Consider the following 17,578-nt stretch of genomic DNA (forward strand, 5'->3'; position numbering starts at 1 on the left):
GGCTCGCGCCAGAGCGGGCGTAGCTCAGGGGTAGAGCACAACCTTGCCAAGGTTGGGGTCGAGGGTTCGAATCCCTTCGCCCGCTCCAACGTTATTGCGGAAACCAGTCAAGGTCTCCGTTCTGCCACTTAACGGAGCATCGCGTGAGCGCGTATGCACCCCGTGCTTTTCTCCGCTCCCAATTCTAGGGCTCAGACCCATAAATAGGACTCCCAAGGCTGAGGCGATGTGATTCAAGCTCTTTGAGGAGAGCGAGGATGGCGGGTGAGTTCTGGCTGAGCGAGGAGCAGTTCGGGCGCTTGGCGCCGTTGCTGCCGACGGACACGCGGGGCGTTGCGCGGGTCGATGACCGACGGGTGATCTCGGGCATCGTGCATGTGCTGATGAGCGGCGGACGCTGGGTCGATGCGCCCGCCTGTTACGGTCCGAAGAAGACGCTCTACAACCGCTGGGTGCGCTGGGCGAAGAAGGGCGTGTGGCAGCGTGCGTTCGAGACGCTGGCGGCGGCGGGCGGTCCGCCTGCCGAACTGATGCTCGACAGCACCTGGGCCAGGGCACACCGCTCGGCGGCGGGCGGAAAAGGGGGGCTGCGGCCAACGCCATAGGCCGCTCACGTGGCGGCCCGACGACCAAGCTGCACGCGCTGGTGGATGGGCTGGGCCGCCTCGTCGCCTTCACCATCAAACCTTGGGATCAAACACCCAGGGAGCGACCATGGAACGGCTCGGCTACTCAGCTCGACATGCTGCTCCGGTGGGACGTCATCGACAGCACGAATGCGAAATCGTCGGCGTACTCCGCGTCGGACTTAGCCTTGGACAGATCGTTCATGTCGTGCCCGCCGTCGAAGTCAATCCGCAGCAACGCGACCCCGCCGGGGTTCGCCGCCTGCAACCGCGCGGCCATCTTGCCGGCGTTGTGCGGCGCGACGCGGATGTCGTTGCTGCTCGTGGTGAGCAGGATTGGCGGGTAGTGCACACCGTCGCTCACCGCCTGATAGCTGTCCATCGCCTTCAGCGCGCGGTAGCCCGCCTCGTCCATGATCGACCCGAACTCGGGTACGTTGGGTTGGCCGTTGGGCTCGAACTCGGCGCGTAACGGATTGGACATGCCGACTTTGGAGATCACGGCGGCGAACAGGTCGGGGCGTTCGGTCATCGCCCGGCCCACCGTGATTCCGCCGGCCGACCCGCCGAGGATCGCGAGCTGCTGGGCTGAGGTATAGCCCCTCGCGACCAGCGTCTCGCAGCAGTCGATCAGGTCATGCCAGGTGTTGGGCTTGGTCGCCTTCATGCCGGCCTCGTGCCAGGCGTGGCCATATTCGCCGCCGCCGCGGACGTGCGCGGTGGCGATTGTACCGCCGGCCTCCAGGAACGCGATGTTGCGCGCGTCGAAGGCGGGCTGGGATGGCCATTGATAGGCCCCATAGGCATGGACGAGGCACGGTGCGGCCCTGATCGGCCCCTTGCGGCGAACGATCGAGATCGGCACCCGCGTCCCGTCGCGCGCGGTCGCGAAGACGCGGGCATACTCGTAAGGCGAGAGGTCGATGGCGGGGCGCTGCTGGAGCGCGGTGCGGGTCGCGCTGCCGGTTCGGCCATCGACCGCGAAGATCGTGCCGGGCTGCAGCCAGCTGGTGACCCGCACCAGCGCGGCCCCGTTCTGCGCATTGACCGCGACGCTCTGCACCCAGCCTGCATAGGGCAGCGCCACGCGCCGCATGGGGCCCGCCGCGGACTGGAAGAACAAGCTCTGCTCGCCGCCGTCATTGACCGTGACAAAGGTGCCCTCGCGCCCGGCGTTGAGCTCGTCGAGCACGCTTGCACCGGCGGGCACGACGACGTGCGCCGTCGCCAGCGTCCCCGTCGCCGCGTCGATCGCGAGCAGCGCGCCGTTGGCGGCGGGGCGATTGGCGATGACGTAGAGCGTGGCCCCGCTCAGCGCGAAGTCGGCGACGCCCTCGTCCGCCGTGCAGACCCGCCGCCACGTCGCCTTGCCGGCTAGTACGTCGTCCAGCCGCGCGAGATAGATGGCGAAGGCGCGGACATAGCCGTCGCGCATCAGCAGCGCGACGTGGTCGGAGCCGATCCCGACCTGCATTTCGGGCGACGAGATCGACGCCATCGGAACGGCGGCGTCGATGCCCGCCGCCATGATCCTGCGGTCGGCGGCCTGCGCGGTGTCGACACGGTGGAGCCACAGGCTGCGATCGTTGTAGAAATCGGGGTTACCCGCCGGTCGGCCGGCAAAGCGGTTGTAGAAGAAGCCGCTGTCGTCGGGCAGCCAGGCCGCGGCGGCATAGTGCGCGTCGGCGACCCGGTCGGGGAGCAGTCGCCCGCTCGCAACCTCGACGACGTGGCCGATCGCGTTCTCCGACCCCGCCAGCGCGACCCCGAACGCCAGGTAGCGCCCGGTCGGCGACGGCACCCACCAGGTGATCGCAGCGGGCGCGCCGCCGGCCGCGAACGCCGCCGGATCGGCCAGCACCTGCTGGCGCCCGTCGGGATAGTGCGCGACGATGCGCGCGATGGCGGCTCCTGCCTCGCGCTTCTGCAGGAACCGGATCGCGCCCGCCGGCTTGGGGTAGGTCACCTGCGTCACGTCGCCCGACAGTTCAGCGATCCGCTGAAGCAGCCGGGGCCGGTCCGGGCAGGCGGCCAGCACGCCGCGCGCGTAGCTGTCCTGGCCGCGCATGAACGGCAGCCAGTCGCGGTCCGCCCGGTTCTCCAGCCAGCGATAGCGGTCGACGATCTTCTCGCCCCACAGGGTCTCGGTAACCGGCTCCAGCCGTGCGACCGGCGGACGCGCGGGAGCGGCGGCGCAAGCGATACGGGGCAGGAAGGCGACGCCCCCAATCAGGCCCGCGCTGGTCAGGAAGCGGCGGCGGGAAAGCGGACGATCGGCGGTTTGGGTCACAAGCGGTCTCCTCGCCCGTCCCGATGACACCATGGTCGCCCCGGCGCCTCCGCCGATCGGTGAACGTCGGCAGCGATCGGCGAACGACGATGGCGCAGTGGCGAGGGCGGGATAGAAGGACGCGTGACCCGAACCTCCCACATTCCGGCATCTGCGCCCGCGCTCGATCTGCCGCGCCGCGCCGTCCTCGCCTCGATCGCGATCTTCTGGTCGGGATGGATCGTGCTGATGAGCCTGCGCGCGCTGCTGCTCGGGTTCGCGGAACCGGGCGATCTGCTCCCGCGCCGCTTGCTCGCCGCGCTCGGCGGCGCGGCGCTGATGGTACTGTTCTGGCGGGGGTTACGCTGGGTGCGCGGCGACCGGCCCGCGCCGGTCGCGGTCGCGGCGCTGGTCGGCGCGGTTCCCGCCACGATCGCCTTCGCCTGCCTCAACTGGTTCCTGTTCTATGGCTGGAACCCGCCGCCCTCGATCGCCGCCGACGTCGCGCGCTGGGGCTATGCGTCGGTGTTCCGCTACGAGGTGGTCGACACGTCGGTGTCGTGGTTCTTCTTCTTCGGCGGCTGGGCGATCCTCTACCTGTTCCTGCGCGCGGCGGCGCGGTCTGCGGCGGCGGAGAAGGCGGGCGCGCAGGCCGAGTTGCGCGCGTTGCGATACCAGATCAACCCGCACTTCCTGTTCAACGCGCTCAACGCGCTCGCCGAGCTGGTGCAGACCGGCCGCGCGGCGGACGCCGATTGCATGATCCTTGACCTGTCGGCGCTGCTGCGCCGAATGCTGGGCGAGGCCGACGCCGCGCCGGAAGTTCCACTCGCCGACGAGATTGACCTGCAACGCCTGTACCTCGCGCTGGAGGCACGGCGGTTCGAGGATCGGCTGCGCGTCGAGATCGACCTGCCCGACCGGCTGGCGGGCACGCTCGTGCCGCGCCTGATCCTTCAGCCGCTGGTCGAGAACGCGGTGAAGTACGCGCTGGGCGCGTCGCACGATGTCGTGACCATTCGCATCGCCGCCGAGCTGGCGAACCATCATCTGGTACTGACGGTCGATGATGACGGTCCAGCCCGCGATGCCCCCGCCGCCGGGTTCGGGATCGGCCTCTCTAATGTCCGCGAGCGATTGCGCCTGCGCTACGGCGCGGCGGCCGAGCTGATCGCGAGCCCGCGCGCAGGCGGCGGCTACCGCGCGCGAATCGAGCTGCCGCATGACTGATCGCCTGCGCGTCCTGATCGTCGACGACGAGCCCGCCGCCGTGCGACGCCTCGCGCGGCTGTGCGAGGCGATGCCGGAGATCGCGGTGGTCGCCACTGCCAGTGGCGGGCCGGAGGCGCTCGCGATCCTCGACCGCGCCGTCGTCGACGTCATCCTGCTCGACATCGAGATGCCCGGCATGTCGGGGCTGGCGTTCGCCGAGCATCTGGTCGGCCGCGACCCGGCGCCCGCGATCGTGTTCGTCACCGCATTCGAGCGGTTCGCGATCCAGGCGTTCGCGGTCGACGCGGTCGGCTACCTGCTGAAGCCCGTCGACCCGGCGCTGCTGCGCGCCACGATCGACCGCGTCGCGCGGCGCACCACAGCCTCGCCACCGGCGGAGCGCGACACCGTGTTCTGGGCACCCACTGGCGGCGCGCTGGTGCGGGTAGAGGCCAGCGACATCGACCGCATCAGCGGCGAGGATGATTATGCACGGCTGCATACCGGCGCAATCAGCTATCTCGTCGCGGAACGCCTGTACGCGATCGAGCAACGCCTCGGCAGCGACCGCTTCGTCCGCATCCACCGCTCGATGCTGGTCAACCGCGATCGGATCGAGGCGCTGGTACCCGATGGCGGGAGCTGGGCCGTCCGCATCGGGTCGGGCGAGCAGTTCACGATCGGCCGCTCGTTCCTCCCTGCGTTGAAGCAGGTGCTGAAGGTGGCAGGGCGGTCCTGACCCAGTCTCGGCCGTTCATGCCGGCTTGAGCGCACTTCGAGACCGGTCATCCGTTCATGTGCTGATTTCCCGGCTTGGATCAACCGGAACGGCAGCGTGGCTTTCGCGCGGTGAAGGCTGTCGCATGACCGGACGATCGGGACGTCGCACGAATGCTGGAGTTCATGACGAGAGCTTGCGGGAAGAGCCTGCATGCGATTGGCGGCCCCTTACTTAAGTTCCCGAGCCGATGGCCGACGCGAATGCGGGCTGTGACGCAGATTTCCCATGAGTGGCTTAAACCTTGAACCTGCAGAGAAATAGGAGCTAACCAATATCGGTAGCTCGTCATGGATGGGCGCTGGTAGCGCAGCATGAGGTCGGCGATGACTTGGTGGGAGAAGGTCACGACGGTTATCGCCATGGTGGCGATGATGGAGGTGATCGCCTGGGCGGCACACCGCTACGTCATGCATGGCTTTGGTTGGGGCTGGCACCGGTCGCATCACGAGCCGGCGATCGGCTGGTTCGAGAAGAACGACCTTTATGCCCTCAGCTTCTCGGTGCTGGTCATCGCCCTGTTCGTGGCCGGTCTGCGGTGGGAGCCGCTATGGTGGGCGGCACTCGGCATCACCGCCTATGGCGCGATCTACGCCTTCGTCCACGACATGCTGGTCCACCAACGCGGCGGTTTCCGCTGGTCGCCCCGGCGCGGCTATTTCAAGCGCTTGGTGCAGGCGCATCGCCTCCATCATGCCGTGCAGGGCCGCGACGGGACGGTGAGCCACGGCTTCCTGATCGCGCCCAGCCCGGCCCGGCTCAAGGCGCAGCTCGACGCGGCGCGGCGCCATCAGGGGGCGCAGCTGCGGGCCGGCCGCGGTGCCCGCCTCCCGGCCGGCGAGCTGCGTCCGTGAGCGTTGCGGGCCCGGCCCCCCTCGATCTGATGCGACAGCGCGTGACGGGGCTCGGCATCGCCGCCGCGATAATCGCGGCGTGGCTGGCCATCCATGTCACGGGCATCTTCTTCTGGTCGTGGCGATGGGCCACCGTGCCGCTCGCGCTGGCAATGGTCGCCATGCAGATCTGGCTCAGCACCGGGTTGTTCATCATCGCGCATGACGCCATGCACGGCACACTGACGCCGGGTTGGCCGCGCGTGAACCGGGCCGTCGGCAGCGCCTGCCTAGGCCTCTACGCCACCTTGTCATATCGCGAGCTGCTGCCCAAGCACGCCGCCCACCATCGCCACTCCGGTCTGGCGGGCGATCCGGACTTCCACGCCGACGACCCATACCGCCTGCTACCGTGGTTCGGGCGGTTCGTCCGCGGCTACTACACGCACAGCCAGATCCTGCGGATCACCGCCGTGGCGCTCGCCTACATTCTGCTGTTCGGCGCGCGGCTGGAGAACATCGTCCTGTTCTGGGCGGTGCCGGCGCTGCTCGCGCTGGTGCAGCTGTTCGTGTTCGGCACCTATCTTCCCCACCGCCATTCGGCGGAGCCGTTCGCCGACCATCACCGCGCGCGCAGCTCGGCCGCCTCACCGCTGGTGTCGCTGCTCACCTGCTTCCACTTCGGCGGCTATCATCGCGAGCACCATCTGACGCCGGGGGTGCCGTGGTGGCGGCTGCCGGCGGTGCGCCGGGCCGCCCGCCGCTAGCGATCGCCGCCTCGATCAGCGCCGCCGCGTGCGCCGCGCCGCCTGACGTCGCAATTGCACGGCTAATCCGTGCCGCCGCCGCGCGGTGCGGCCCGTCGGCAAGGACGGTCGCGAGGCTGCCCTCCAGCCGGCCCGCGACGAGCGCCCGGCGCGACAGGACCACCCCGGCCCCGTGATACGCCAGCCGCGCTGCGGTCCCCGGCTGCTCGAACGCGATCGGCACCGCCACCATTGGCACGCCCGCCGCCAGCGCGTCGAGCACGGTGTTGAAGCCGCCATGGACCGCTGCGGCAGCACAGCGCGCCAGCACCGCCGGCTGCGGCCAGAACGCCCGGACCAGCGGTTCGCCCGGCAGCGAGCGCGCCTCCAGCTCGGTCAGGCCGCCGCCATGGGCCACCACCGCCCGCGCGCCGAGCGCCGCGCACGCGCGCGTCATCGCGGCGAACATCGCCGGCCGGGCACCTTGCAGGCTACCCAGCGAGCAGTAGACCAGCGGCCTACCGTCGTCCGGCAGGTCGAGCGGGGCGGCGGTGCCGGCGCGGAACGGGGAACCGTAGTGGAAGCCGGCGGGCAGCGCCCGGCGGGGGAAGTCGAAGGCGGCCGGGCACTGGGCGACCTGCAGCCACGCGTCCTCGCCCATGCTTGGTGTCAGGCCCCAGGCCCTGGCCCGTTGGCCGATCACCCGGCTGACCGGCCGCATCAGCCGATCGACGATTGCGTAGCCGACCGCGTTGCGGGCGCGGCCCAGCCGGTCCGGCCGGTAGCGCCAGCCAATGAAGGGCGGCGGCACCCCCGCCTCGCGCAACAGCGGCAGGCCGGTGACGCTGACGATCAGCGGCAGGCCGAGATGCCGGGCGACCAGGCCGCCGGCGGGCTCGGTCGCATCGGCGATCACCGCGTCGATGCTGGCCGCGGTCAGCGCTGCCGGCAGCGTATCGAGCAGCAGCGCCGTGATCGCCGCGGTCGCTTCGATCATCGCCAGCAGACCCGCCGGCCGATCGGCCTGGGCCAGGCGGCGCCGGTATCGGGCCAGGTCGTAGGCGCGCGCGCGGGGGTGTGAGACGGCCCGGAAGCCGACGCCGTCGTCGTCCACCATCGGCGCGGCGTCGGCCAGGTGGAAGAACACCGGCAGATGACCGCGCGCAACCAGTTCCCGCGCGAGGACCCGCAGGGGATCGTAATGTCCGGCCAGCGGCGGCGCGATAATTGCGAAGCGTCGGCCCATCCGCCTGGCCTTAGGCGGTCGAGCCGTCGCGGAACAGCCGGCCGGGGCGGGAACGAATGGCCGGCAGAAATGTAGGCGGGTTCATGGCACCGACCACGGCCCTCGCTGCGAGACGCACCCTTGAGATGGCGGCGGTGTTCATGATCGGCAACGGCCTGTTGGGGCTGCTCCAGCCCAAGCGACGGATCGCGCTGTGGACGTCGGATCACCCGCTGATCGATCGGTTCGTCGTTGCCGACCGAACCCGTTCTCCCGCCGCACGGCGGCGTGCGGCGCTGCTGCAGGTCGGTGCCGGGCTTATTGCAGGCATGTTGATCGGGTGACCCATTAGGTGGACGATCAGGCCGCGTTGTCCGCTTCGCAACTTCGGCCACTCATTCATCCTGTCGATGCGGCTACGGTCGGCGTAAATCGGGCGTCGTCACAGCATTGGGAGCCACCAGAGTGAAGGCAGCTGTGGTCAACGCCGCTGGGCGATCGCCTACCTACTCGGACTTCGCTGAACCAGAAGCGGCACCGGGAGACGTGGCGATCAGCGTAACCGCCTCCGCGATCAGCCCACTTGCGCGAGCGCGCGCTGCAGGCTCGCATTACAGCTCGACCGGAGCCTACCCGTTCGTCGCCGGGGTCGACGGGGTCGGACGGCTCGACGACGGCCGCCGCGCTTACTTCCTACTCCCACGTGCGCCATTCGGTGCGATGGCAGAACGAACTATCGTTGCCGGAGGGCAGTGGACGCTTGTTCCGGACGAGGTAGACGACGCGACGGCCGCGGTCATCGCGAACCCTGGCATGTCGTCATGGGCAGCGTTCGTCCACCGCGCCCATTTGAGGGCCGGAGAAACGGTCCTCATCAACGGCGCCACTGGAGCGGCAGGCGGCCTCGCTGTTCGTATCGCACGTCATCTCGGGGCCGCGCGGGTGATCGCCACCGGCCGCCACCAGGAAGCACTCGAAGCGCTGGGTGCCGACGATGTGATCTCGATCGGGGATGATGGCGATCGCATGGAGCAGGCGTTCCAAGTGTCCTTCTCGGCCGGCGTGAACGTCGTCCTTGATTACCTGTGGGGCACGAGCGCGCGTAGCATCCTCGTAGCTGCCGCCAAGACGGCTCCGGATGGCGTCCCGATCCGCTTTGTCCAGATTGGATCGGCGGCTGGCGCTGAGATCGCGATGCCGGCGGCGGTGCTGCGATCCTCCTCGATCGAGATGGTCGGCAGCGGTCTCGGGAGCGTTGGACTTGACCAGCTCCTATCTTCGATCGCCGGCGTCTTAGGCGCGGCGGCGACGACGAACCTGACCCTGGCGTATCGTCCGGTGCCGCTTTCTGAAGTTGAGGCGACCTGGAATGACGACGGTGAGCGCATCGTCTACCGGATATGACGCACGCTGCATCCACGACCCATAAGCCGCCGTCCAGTGGAATGCTGCCGCCGTTTCAAAGCAGTCGTTCATTCATTCCGATCTTTATATCGCATTTGGCGCACGATCTGCAGCCCGACCAGCACGGCGCTTGGGACTGCGGCGGGCGCGTTCCTTGCCCACCGGGTATGTCTCGCTCGCGGCGGGCGGGGGGGGGGGGGGGAAAACCGAGCCGATGGGCTGGTGGCGCTGGTTCTGGGGTGTGGACGAGACGGCGGAGCATCGCGCGTTGCGCGCCCGTGGCAAGGCGCTCGGCTTCGCCCTGCCGCGCAACCTAGCCGAGACCGTCGGCGACCGGCTCCGCATCGCCACTCGCAAGCGCCGGATGGTTAGCTGGAGACATCCCGAGTCAGAGGAGCGGGCTCGGCTTCGGAGCGGTGGTGGAGATGTTTGCCGATGCGCTGGACGCGGTCGCGACCGCGGAGGGTGAGACTTGGCTGATGGGTGAGCGGCTGTGGTTCGGATTTCCCGATCCGCCGCGGTTCATGGTGGTGTTCCTCGACGCGGAGTCGCGGGTCATCGCCGCCACCGATCTTGACCGTCTCCCGCGGGGCTGGACGATCCCAGTTGTGCTGTCGCGGGTGTCGCGGGTGTGATGCCTGCCAGGCGCGCACCGGGACGGCTACGACGGCAACGTGTCGGGCGTCGTCGTCCTGACTACCGCCGGACCCCGCTTGCCTGACCGTTGTGCGGCCACGACCCAGAGGCGGACATTAACGGCGTTCTATCGGCGTTCCAACTTCGGCCCTTCGTTCATGTCAATTTGACGGCCGCTTCGGGCGCCGGCGTTCCGTCATCTGTACGACTGAATAGTAGTCACTTTCCGAGCAGCCTCCAGGCCGACAGCGTGTCTGGCAGACGACCAGGCACGACCGGCAGACGACGCGAGCGGGCCTTTCCGCCATATACGCCCGCTACCTGCACCACTCGGACGCCAGCTTCATCGTCAACAGCGCCGTCGACGTTCACGGCCGGCAGGGTGCTCGGCCACGCAAATCACGCCACCACGCCGGCAAACGTATTGCCGGATCCGATGTCGACGATCACCGGCGCCGTGCTTGAGGTCGTCGCGAAATGCCAGTTGTCCCGGCGGATCGAGGTGGCGGCGCGACGGCTTATTCCGCGGCGATCGCCAGATGTTCGTCCGGCTGGTCGGCTATCCTCACTTGGTTCCGGCCGGCATGCTTGGCCCGGTACAGCGCCGCGTCGGCGACCTGGACCAGCGTCGCCCCGTCCCGCATTGTTTTGGACCAGCCGGCTATGCCAAACGACAGGCTGACCGGGCCGAGCGATTGTACGCCGTGGCGCGCCGACATCGTGCAGATCGACTCGCGCAGCCGCTCGGCCCGTTCGGCCAGCGTCCGCGGCTCGGCATCCGGCGCGATGATGGTGAACTCTTCCCCGCCGTAACGGCAAACGACGTCCCCGTCGCGAAAATGACTGCGCATCTCGGCCGCGACCGATCGCAGCACGGCATCGCCCGCGTCATGGCCGAACTGGTCGTTGAAGCGCTTGAAATGATCGACGTCGCACATGATCAGGCTTAGCGGCGTGCCGCTCCGCGAGGCGCGCGCGATCTGCAATTCGAGTGTCTCCTCCATGTAGCGGCGGTTGAACAAGCCGGTCAGCGGGTCGCGGATGGTCTGTTCGCGCAGGCCGCGCTGAAGGCTGTGATTCAGCAGCGCGGAGGCGATATTTTCCGTCAACACAGTCAGCCGGAAGCGGCTCTCCGGCTCGATCACCCCGCCGAGGTACAGCACACCGATCACCTCGCCTCCCGCTAGCAGCGGTTCGCAATGATAGGTCGCGGCGGCATCGCTGACATGCGCGCAGACCACGTCGGTACCCGGTACGTCTATGAAATGGCTCTGACCGCGCCGCAGGCCCCAGCACTGATCTGGCGCGAAAGTTTCGGGTGTATCGCCGATGTCGCCCCAGATCGCGAGCCGCACGAGCAGGTTGCGCGAGTTGTTGTGCGCGTACAGCGCGCCGGCCACGCCCGGCAGCACACGCGGCACGAAGCAGTGGATCACGGCGGCCAACTCTTCGTCGGTGCGCGCCGCCTGCATGCGGTGCGCCATCCCGCCAAGAATCTCGATCACTTCGCCGCGCGCGCGCAGCACCTCGCCATGGCGGCGGAGTTCCTCGTTGGCGCGGTGCAGTTCCGCGTCGCTTGCGACCTGACGGAGGCTTGCGGCGTCCACGACCAGATCCGCCATCTGATTATAGGCAACCGCGAGCTTGTCGAACTCGCGCGTGCCGGTATCCGGCTGCACCCGTGCCGTGCGATCGCCCGCGCCGAACGCCGCCATCGATGCCAGCATTGAGGCGATCGGACGATTCACGCTGCGCATCAGCAGTGCTATGCACAGGATCAGCACGCCGACGAGGGCGGGACCGCCGAGCGCGACCAGCAGGCGATTACGTGCCGCTTGGCGATCGGTCGCGGCAAGCCGCATCACGAGTAGGCGGCGCTCCTCCTGTTTGATCTCGTCAGCCCGCCGCTCAACGTCCTGGGCGAGCCTCAGCCCGCTGCCAGCCGCGACGAGCGCCGCAGCGTCGGCGAATCGGTTCTGCCGGGCTAGCTGGAGCGGGCCGCGCAACACTTGGATACGATTCCGGACAATTTCGTTCAGCGCCAGAGCGCGGACGTTCTGGCCTGGATTGTCGGTAGTCAGACGTGATACCAGAGTCAGCTGGGCGACGACATCGGCGATCTTGCGGTCGACCGTGGCCGCGTAGTCAGGATTGTGGGTCAGCAGGAACCCACGCTGGCCGGACTCCACCTCGCGCAGATCGCCCATTGCCTCGTCGAGCGTCCGGAGGACCAGTTGGGAATGGCCGACCCACGCAAAGTCCCCTCGCATGCGGTCACCGGCGTTCAGCAGCAGCGCGACCAGCACCAACAATATGCCCGACACGAGCCCACCCAGCAGCGTGACGCGAGACGAAAGGGAGGAGAGCATCGCGGGCATAAGGACACTCGGCAAGAATCCCAGCATCATAGGCGGCGAGAGTTAACAATAAACCGATTGGAACACGCTGGGGGTGCGTCACGTCCTCGATGATTGCCGCGAACCCGCGCCTGAGGAGATCATGCGACCCTGTCGGTTTCGCTGGCGGCCGCTTTCTACCGGGCAGTTCACACTGGTGCCGCTTGGAACGCGCTGAGGTGGCAATAAGCGTTCGCAGGCGTGGCGAGAAGGATGCTTTATGGCCCGGGGGCCATCGTGACCGTGCGCTCGGCAAGCTTGGCGGAAGAAGCGGTGAAGGCGACCCACCATCGGTCACTCAACGGCACTTTTACGATCCGCGAAAGCGGCCGCTCGTTCATCGCAGTTGGCGACGCACGCAGTGGACGTTCATTGTTCGGTGCGAAGCTCGTCTGTTAGGCTGGGGCTATGGCAACGCAGCACCGCACGATTGGATACCTGATTGAGCAGACGGCAGGGGCCGGCACGGTCTCGGCCAAACCGATGTTCGGCGAGTACGGCGTGTACGTTGACGGTAAGATGATCGGGTCGGTCTGCGATGATCAGCTCGACGTGAAGCCAACGGCGTCCGGTCGACTCCATGCCGAACCCGTGTCGGACGCGCCGCCGTATCCGGGTGCCAAACCGAACCTGCTCATCGAGGCCGATCGATGGGAAGATGCCGACTGGCTCGGCGAGCTGCTGCGCATCACGGCGGCTGAGCTGCTGACACCCAAGCCGCGAAAACCCAAGCGAGCGGCCTACTCTGACCGGCTGGCCGTGGCAACGGAACGCCTGCCGGGCCGGGCGGTTTGACAAAACCGAACCGCTCGGAGTTCCCCTCATGCTCGCGTCCTTCCTCATGGGCCTGATCGGCGGCCAGCGCGCGATGACGCCGCTCGCCGTCGTGGCGGTTGCGGCGGCGCGCGGCGAGCTGCCGGCGGACAGCGGCGCGCCGAAGCTGCTCGCCCACCCGCTCGCCGCCGCCGGAGCGACGCTGCTGGCGGTTGGCGAAATGGCCGGCGACAAGCAGCGGACGGCGCCCGACCGGATCGTGCCGATCGGCCTGGCCGCGCGCTTCGTCACTTCGGCCGTCGCCGGCATGGCGCTCGCGCCGAAGCGGCAGCGCTGGCTCAGCGCGGCGGTCGGCGGCGCGACGGCGGTGATCGCGAGCTACCCCGGCTGGCGCGCCCGCTGCGCCGCGATGGAACGGTGGAGCCAGGCCCGCACCGGCTTCGTCGAGGATGCCGCCGTGCTCGCCGGCGCGGCCGCCATCGTCCGCACGGCCGGCTAATCGCGCCCGTAGCGCCGGGCGAACTCCCGGTCGGACATGAACAGATAGCGCAGGCAGTCCAGGATCGCCCAGGGCAGCGTCACCAGCGAGCCCGCCACGCTCAGCGTCAGCACCAGCATGACGAGCGCCGACGCCGTGCGGCCGAGATAGAAGCGATGAATGCCCAGCATGCCCAGGAAAAAGGCGAGCAGGGCCGCCACCAGCCTGCTCCGGTCGGCGATCGGCTCGCGCCGGAGCGGCGCGGTCGCCAATGCGGGCGAAGGTCCCGCGACCGGCACCGGGAAGATGCTGCGCGCCTGATCCGATTCCGGCTCGAAATCGACCTGCAGCCCCACGGCGGGCTCGCCGCGATGCGCCCAGTCGTCGGGCCGAAAGCGATAGCGGCGGCCGTCCTCGCCGGTGAGCTGCCCGTCGCCGGTGCGCACGTCGACGCCGAGTATCTGACCCTTCATCCGCTGCTCCCGCGATCGTCGCGCCCTTGTGCCACGGTCGCGCGACGACGCAACCGCCCGGCCGGGAACCGGGCGCAGCCGCGTCTGTCCCGATGCCGCCTTCTTGTGCCATGGGCGTCCGCCATGCCGTTCGCTCCAAAATGTCCCGACCGCAAACCCTCGCTCATCGGCCTGTCGCGATGACCAGCGACGTCCTCATCATCGGCTCAGGCGCCGCCGGGCTCACCGCCGCGCTCAATCTCGCCGAGCGGTTCCGCGTGACCGTCCTTGCCAAGGGCGCGTTGAACGAAGGCTCCACCGCCTGGGCGCAGGGCGGCATCGCCGCCGTGCTAGAACCGGGCGACACGTTCGAGAGCCATATCGAGGACACCATGATCGCCGGCGCCGGGCTGAACGATCGCGGCGTCGTCGAGATGGTGGTGGAACGCGCGCCTGCCGCCATCGCCCGGCTGCAGCGGCTCGGCGTCCCCTTCGCGCAGGAAGGCAACGCGCTCCATCTCACCCGCGAGGGCGGCCATTCGCACCGTCGCATCGTCCATGTCGCCGACGCGACCGGCTGGGCGGTGCAGGAGGCGCTGCTGAAGGCGGCCGCCGCACACCCCAACATCACGCTGGTTCCCGATCAGGTGGTGATCGATCTCGCCACCGGTCGTCATGAGGAGCGCTATTCGGGCGCGGGCACGGTGTGGGGGGTCTATGCGGTCGATCGCGGCACGGGCCGGGTGGATCTCCACACCGCCCGTGCGACGATCCTCGCCACCGGCGGCGCGGGTCGCACCTACCTCTTCTCCACCGCGCCCAAGGGCGCCACGGGCGACGGCATCGCCATGGCGTGGCGCGCGGGCTGCCGCGTCGCCGACATGGAGTTCATGCAGTTCCACCCGACCTGCCTCTACCATCTCCAGGTCAAGAACTTCCTCATCACCGAGGCGGTGCGCGGCGAAGGCGGTTGGCTGCTCAACCCGCGCACCGGCCACCGTTTCATGCCGGATTACGATCCGCAGCGCCTCGAGCTTGCCCCGCGCGACGTGGTCGCGCGCGCGATCGACGCCGAGATCAAGCGCGACGGGCTCGACTACGTCCATCTCGACGTGAGCCACCTGCCCGCCGAGTTCGTACGCGGCCATTTCCCCACCATCCACGAGAAGCTGCTCGGGCTCGGCATCGACATGACCGCCGAGCCGATCCCGGTCGTCCCCGCCCAGCATTATACCTGCGGCGGCGTCGTGGTGGACCGCGACGGCCGCACCGATCTGCCCAACCTGTACGCGGCGGGCGAATGCACCAGCTCGGGTCTCCACGGTGCCAACCGGCTCGCGTCCAACTCGCTGCTGGAGTGCTTCGTCTATGGCGAGGCCGCCGCCGACCACATCGCGGCGCATTGGGACGGGCTGAGCCCGGTCCCGCCGATCCGCGCCTGGGACGAGAGCCGCGTCACCGACTCCGACGAGGAAGTGGTGATCCAGCAGAACTGGACGGAGATCCGCCGCTTCATGTGGAATTACGTCGGCATCGTGCGCACCACCAAGCGCCTCCAGCGCGCTGCCAGCCGCATCAAGCTGCTGACCGACGAGGTGGCCGACTATTACGGCCATTTCCGCGTCACGCCCGATCTGATCGAGCTGCGCAACCTGCTCCAGACCGCCGACCTGATCGTCCGCTCGGCGCTCCACCGCCACGAAAGCCGCGGCCTGCATTATACGCTGGACTATCCGGAGACCGCGCCGGTGCCGGTCGATACCGTGCTCGCGCCCTGACGCAATCCCAGCCGCCCGATCAGCCACGGCATCGTCAGCCCCTGCACGAGGATCGAGAAGGCGACGACCGCGAACGCCACCGTCACGATCTCGCCCCGCTCGGGCAGCGGCGGCAGGGCGAGCGCCAGCGCCAGCGCCAGCGCGCCGCGCAGCCCGCCCCAGAACAACACATGCTTATAGCCCCAGGGCACGCGTAGCCGGCTCCGCGCGAAGGCGAGCGTGACCGGGTAGACGGTCGCCGCCCGACCGGCGAGCGACAGCGCCACCGCGATCGCCGCCGCGGTCAGCACCGCCGCCATCGGCATGCGCACGGCCTGCCCGCCGATCAGCAGGAAGATCACCGAGTTGATCAGGAAGGCGACGAACTCCCAATGGTTCAGCACACCCTGCCGCCCGCCGTCGCTGATCGACCCCAGAAAGCCCCAATTGCCGACTATCAGCCCCGCCGTCAGGGTCGCCAGCACGCCCGAGCAATGCAGGTGCTCGGCGATCAGGAACGCGCCATAGGCGATCACCTGGGTCAGCGTCACCTCGACCAGCCGGTCCTCCGTGCGCCCAGCCAGCAGGATGAGCGGGACGGCCACCGCCGCGCCGCACGCGCATCCGCCGAGCACGGTGATCACCAGCTTGCCCGCGACCGCCCCCGCGCTCGCCGCGCCGCCGCCCGCGATCCCGGCCAGGATCGCGAAGCCGACCGCGGCGACGCCGTCGTTCAACAGGCTCTCGGCTTCGACGAGCAGGTGCAGGCGCGGGCGGACATGGAGCTGCTTGAAGGCGGCGATGACCGAGACGGGATCGGTCGCGGCGATCAGCACCCCGAACAGCCCCGCCCCCAGCCAGCTCCATCCCACCAGCCAGTGCATCCCCGCCGCCACCACCAGCGCCGCCAGCGCCACGCCGAGCGTCACCAGCACGGCGAGCAGCGGCAGCTCGCGCCGCAGCGGCCGCCACGGGATCTGGATGGCCGCCTCGAACACCAGCGGCGGCAGGAACACGAAATAGATCAGCCCCGGCGTCAGCGGCGGCGTCGCGCCCGGGGCCACCCATGCGACCGCCAGCCCCGCCACCACCAGCCCGGCGCTATAGGGCAATCGCAGCCGCTGGCTGGCGATCGCGACCAGCGCGGCGACCAGCAGCAGCCCGCCCAGCACCCGGAAATCAAAGCCTTGCACCGCTCCGACCATCCCGCATCCTGTCGCACGAACGGGCACGCTCGTCGCAACAAATCGAAAGCGGGCTTGTTTATCCCGCCCCCGCCGACTCAATCGAGTGCAGGGTCCGGGGCAGGTGTGCGTATGACGGCGTGGGCGAGGGCTGGGCGATGGATTTGGGCGGTGCCGGCGGTGCTGGCCCCCGTGCTGCTCGGCGCCTGCGGTTCCAGCTATCGCCCGGGCGGGGCGGCCGGCGCGCCGGAGGTACGGCCGCCGGTGGCCGTCTCGGTGCCGGTGCCGGTCGTCCAGCCGCATATCGGCCGCCCACCGCCGCAGCCGCTCGCGAGCGAAGTCACCCAGCTCTGGCGCGCCTTCGGTGGCCGCACCGGCATCGCGATCCGCGCGGTCGACGACGGCTGGACGGTGGAGGCGGGCGGCCGGCAGAAGCTGCCGCAGCAATCCGTGTCGAAACTGTGGGTGGCGATGACGCTGCTCGACCTGCGCGATCAGGGCAAGGCGCGGCTCGACGATCCGATCGTCGTCACGCCCGCGGACCTGACGCTGTTCCACCAGCCGGTGGCGTACATGGTCAAGGGCGACGGCTATCACACCACCGTCGGCGACCTCCTCACCCGCGCGCTCACGCACAGCGACAATACGGCCAACGACCGCCTGCTGACCTATGTCGGCGGCCCGCAGGCGGTGCGCGCGATGATCGCGACCAAGCAGCTCGGCGGCATCCGCTTCGGACCGGGCGAGCGGCTGTTGCAGAGCCAGACCGCGGGGCTGACCTGGGACCAGCGCTGGGCGGGGACCAACG

Annotated in this window: 16 protein-coding genes, 1 tRNA gene and 1 pseudogene; 13 read left to right on the plus strand and 5 right to left on the minus strand. The window is 69.1% G+C overall.

The window, feature by feature from the left end; translation table 11 throughout:
* Positions 1-13 precede the first annotated feature (13 nt).
* Both ACFE64_RS07255 and ACFE64_RS07260 read left to right on the plus strand, forming a co-directional pair.
* Positions 14-88, plus strand: a tRNA-Gly gene (locus tag ACFE64_RS07255).
* A 169-nt stretch (positions 89-257) separates the two neighbouring features.
* Positions 258-682: pseudogene (locus ACFE64_RS07260) on the plus strand (IS5 family transposase); the annotation flags it as partial.
* A 50-nt stretch (positions 683-732) separates the two neighbouring features.
* On the opposite strand, the gene ACFE64_RS07265 reads toward ACFE64_RS07260, so the two are convergent.
* Positions 733-2,916 carry a prolyl oligopeptidase family serine peptidase gene (locus tag ACFE64_RS07265; protein ID WP_375391789.1) on the minus strand — a complete coding sequence of 728 codons (2,184 nt, stop codon included), beginning with the start codon at positions 2,914-2,916 and terminating at the stop codon, positions 733-735.
* A 123-nt stretch (positions 2,917-3,039) separates the two neighbouring features.
* Here ACFE64_RS07265 and ACFE64_RS07270 point away from each other — a divergent pair, with 123 nt between their 5' ends.
* The 4 genes from ACFE64_RS07270 (at position 3,040) to ACFE64_RS07285 (ending at position 6,485) form a co-directional block, all read left to right on the plus strand.
* Entirely contained in the window at positions 3,040-4,125 is a 1,086-nt protein-coding gene (locus ACFE64_RS07270) for a sensor histidine kinase (protein ID WP_375391790.1), read from the plus strand.
* Entirely contained in the window at positions 4,118-4,846 is a 729-nt protein-coding gene (locus ACFE64_RS07275) for a LytR/AlgR family response regulator transcription factor (RefSeq protein WP_375391791.1), read from the plus strand. The genes ACFE64_RS07270 and ACFE64_RS07275 overlap by 8 nt, the downstream gene beginning before the upstream one ends.
* Positions 4,847-5,211: 365 nt before the next feature.
* The gene (locus ACFE64_RS07280) at positions 5,212-5,739 is read left to right on the plus strand and encodes a beta-carotene hydroxylase (protein WP_375391792.1); all 528 of its coding nucleotides are present in this window, start codon (positions 5,212-5,214) and stop codon (positions 5,737-5,739) included.
* A complete protein-coding gene (locus tag ACFE64_RS07285) occupies positions 5,736-6,485 on the plus strand; it encodes a fatty acid desaturase (RefSeq protein WP_375391793.1) in 750 nt (249 codons plus the stop codon). Before ACFE64_RS07280 ends, ACFE64_RS07285 begins: the two co-directional genes overlap by 4 nt.
* On the opposite strand, the gene ACFE64_RS07290 is transcribed toward ACFE64_RS07285, so the two are convergent.
* Positions 6,385-7,710 carry a glycosyltransferase gene (locus tag ACFE64_RS07290; RefSeq protein WP_375391794.1) on the minus strand — a complete coding sequence of 442 codons (1,326 nt, stop codon included), beginning with the start codon at positions 7,708-7,710 and terminating at the stop codon, positions 6,385-6,387. The genes ACFE64_RS07285 and ACFE64_RS07290 overlap by 101 nt on opposite strands.
* An 83-nt stretch (positions 7,711-7,793) precedes the next feature.
* On the opposite strand from ACFE64_RS07290, the gene ACFE64_RS07295 reads away from it, so the two are divergent.
* From ACFE64_RS07295 to ACFE64_RS07305, 3 genes are all read left to right on the plus strand, one after another.
* On the plus strand, positions 7,794-8,033 hold the full coding sequence (locus ACFE64_RS07295; RefSeq protein ID WP_375391795.1) for a hypothetical protein: 240 nt from the start codon (positions 7,794-7,796) through the stop codon (positions 8,031-8,033).
* A 202-nt stretch (positions 8,034-8,235) separates the two neighbouring features.
* Entirely contained in the window at positions 8,236-9,093 is an 858-nt protein-coding gene (locus ACFE64_RS07300; RefSeq protein ID WP_375391796.1) for a zinc-binding alcohol dehydrogenase family protein, read from the plus strand.
* Positions 9,094-9,512: 419 nt separating this feature from the next.
* Complete coding sequence (locus ACFE64_RS07305; RefSeq protein WP_375391797.1) at positions 9,513-9,728, plus strand: hypothetical protein; 216 nt, start codon at positions 9,513-9,515, stop codon at positions 9,726-9,728.
* Between the two features lie 519 nt (positions 9,729-10,247).
* Here the strand turns inward: ACFE64_RS07305 and ACFE64_RS07310 are convergent.
* Positions 10,248-12,098 carry a diguanylate cyclase gene (locus ACFE64_RS07310; protein WP_375391798.1) on the minus strand — a complete coding sequence of 617 codons (1,851 nt, stop codon included), beginning with the start codon at positions 12,096-12,098 and terminating at the stop codon, positions 10,248-10,250.
* Between the two features lie 435 nt (positions 12,099-12,533).
* Here ACFE64_RS07310 and ACFE64_RS07315 point away from each other — a divergent pair, with 435 nt between their 5' ends.
* Positions 12,534-12,920: a TfoX/Sxy family protein gene (locus ACFE64_RS07315; protein ID WP_375391799.1), complete on the plus strand. Its 387-nt coding sequence runs from the start codon at positions 12,534-12,536 to the stop codon at positions 12,918-12,920.
* 28 nt (positions 12,921-12,948) lie between these two features.
* Positions 12,949-13,398, plus strand: a complete 450-nt coding sequence (locus ACFE64_RS07320; RefSeq protein WP_375391800.1) for a DUF4126 domain-containing protein — start codon at positions 12,949-12,951, stop codon at positions 13,396-13,398.
* Here ACFE64_RS07320 and ACFE64_RS07325 read toward each other — a convergent pair.
* Positions 13,395-13,850 carry a TM2 domain-containing protein gene (locus tag ACFE64_RS07325; RefSeq protein ID WP_375391801.1) on the minus strand — a complete coding sequence of 152 codons (456 nt, stop codon included), beginning with the start codon at positions 13,848-13,850 and terminating at the stop codon, positions 13,395-13,397. The two genes, ACFE64_RS07320 and ACFE64_RS07325, sit on opposite strands and share 4 nt — an antisense overlap.
* Before the next feature lie 179 nt (positions 13,851-14,029).
* Between ACFE64_RS07325 and nadB the strand changes: the two genes are divergently transcribed.
* Positions 14,030-15,607 (plus strand): L-aspartate oxidase, encoded by a 1,578-nt coding sequence (gene nadB, locus ACFE64_RS07330; protein ID WP_375391802.1) that lies wholly within the window; start codon positions 14,030-14,032, stop codon positions 15,605-15,607.
* Here the strand turns inward: nadB and ACFE64_RS07335 are convergent.
* On the minus strand, positions 15,559-16,791 hold the full coding sequence (locus ACFE64_RS07335; protein ID WP_375391803.1) for a cation:proton antiporter: 1,233 nt from the start codon (positions 16,789-16,791) through the stop codon (positions 15,559-15,561). The genes nadB and ACFE64_RS07335 overlap by 49 nt on opposite strands.
* Positions 16,792-16,941: 150 nt before the next feature.
* On the opposite strand from ACFE64_RS07335, the gene ACFE64_RS07340 reads away from it, so the two are divergent.
* A partial coding sequence (locus tag ACFE64_RS07340; protein ID WP_375391804.1) for a serine hydrolase occupies positions 16,942-17,578 on the plus strand: 637 nt, incomplete at its 3' end.

This window comes from uncultured Sphingomonas sp. (assembly GCF_964250165.1).
In the GTDB taxonomy this organism is placed as follows: Bacteria; Pseudomonadota; Alphaproteobacteria; order Sphingomonadales; family Sphingomonadaceae; genus Sphingomonas.

Bases quoted from the DNA above. Each gene is read 5' to 3' on its own strand.
- ACFE64_RS07275 (WP_375391791.1), top strand. From the start codon at position 4,118: ATGACTGATCGCCTGCGCGTCCTGATCGTCGACGACGAGCCCGCCGCC.
- ACFE64_RS07290 (WP_375391794.1), bottom strand. From the start codon at position 7,710: ATGGGCCGACGCTTCGCAATTATCGCGCCGCCGCTGGCCGGACATTAC.
- ACFE64_RS07320 (WP_375391800.1), top strand. From the start codon at position 12,949: ATGCTCGCGTCCTTCCTCATGGGCCTGATCGGCGGCCAGCGCGCGATG.
- ACFE64_RS07325 (WP_375391801.1), bottom strand. From the start codon at position 13,850: ATGAAGGGTCAGATACTCGGCGTCGACGTGCGCACCGGCGACGGGCAG.
- ACFE64_RS07310 (WP_375391798.1), bottom strand. From the start codon at position 12,098: ATGCTCTCCTCCCTTTCGTCTCGCGTCACGCTGCTGGGTGGGCTCGTG.
- ACFE64_RS07335 (WP_375391803.1), bottom strand. From the start codon at position 16,791: ATGGTCGGAGCGGTGCAAGGCTTTGATTTCCGGGTGCTGGGCGGGCTG.
- ACFE64_RS07295 (WP_375391795.1), top strand. From the start codon at position 7,794: ATGGCACCGACCACGGCCCTCGCTGCGAGACGCACCCTTGAGATGGCG.
- ACFE64_RS07280 (WP_375391792.1), top strand. From the start codon at position 5,212: ATGACTTGGTGGGAGAAGGTCACGACGGTTATCGCCATGGTGGCGATG.
- nadB (WP_375391802.1), top strand. From the start codon at position 14,030: ATGACCAGCGACGTCCTCATCATCGGCTCAGGCGCCGCCGGGCTCACC.
- ACFE64_RS07315 (WP_375391799.1), top strand. From the start codon at position 12,534: ATGGCAACGCAGCACCGCACGATTGGATACCTGATTGAGCAGACGGCA.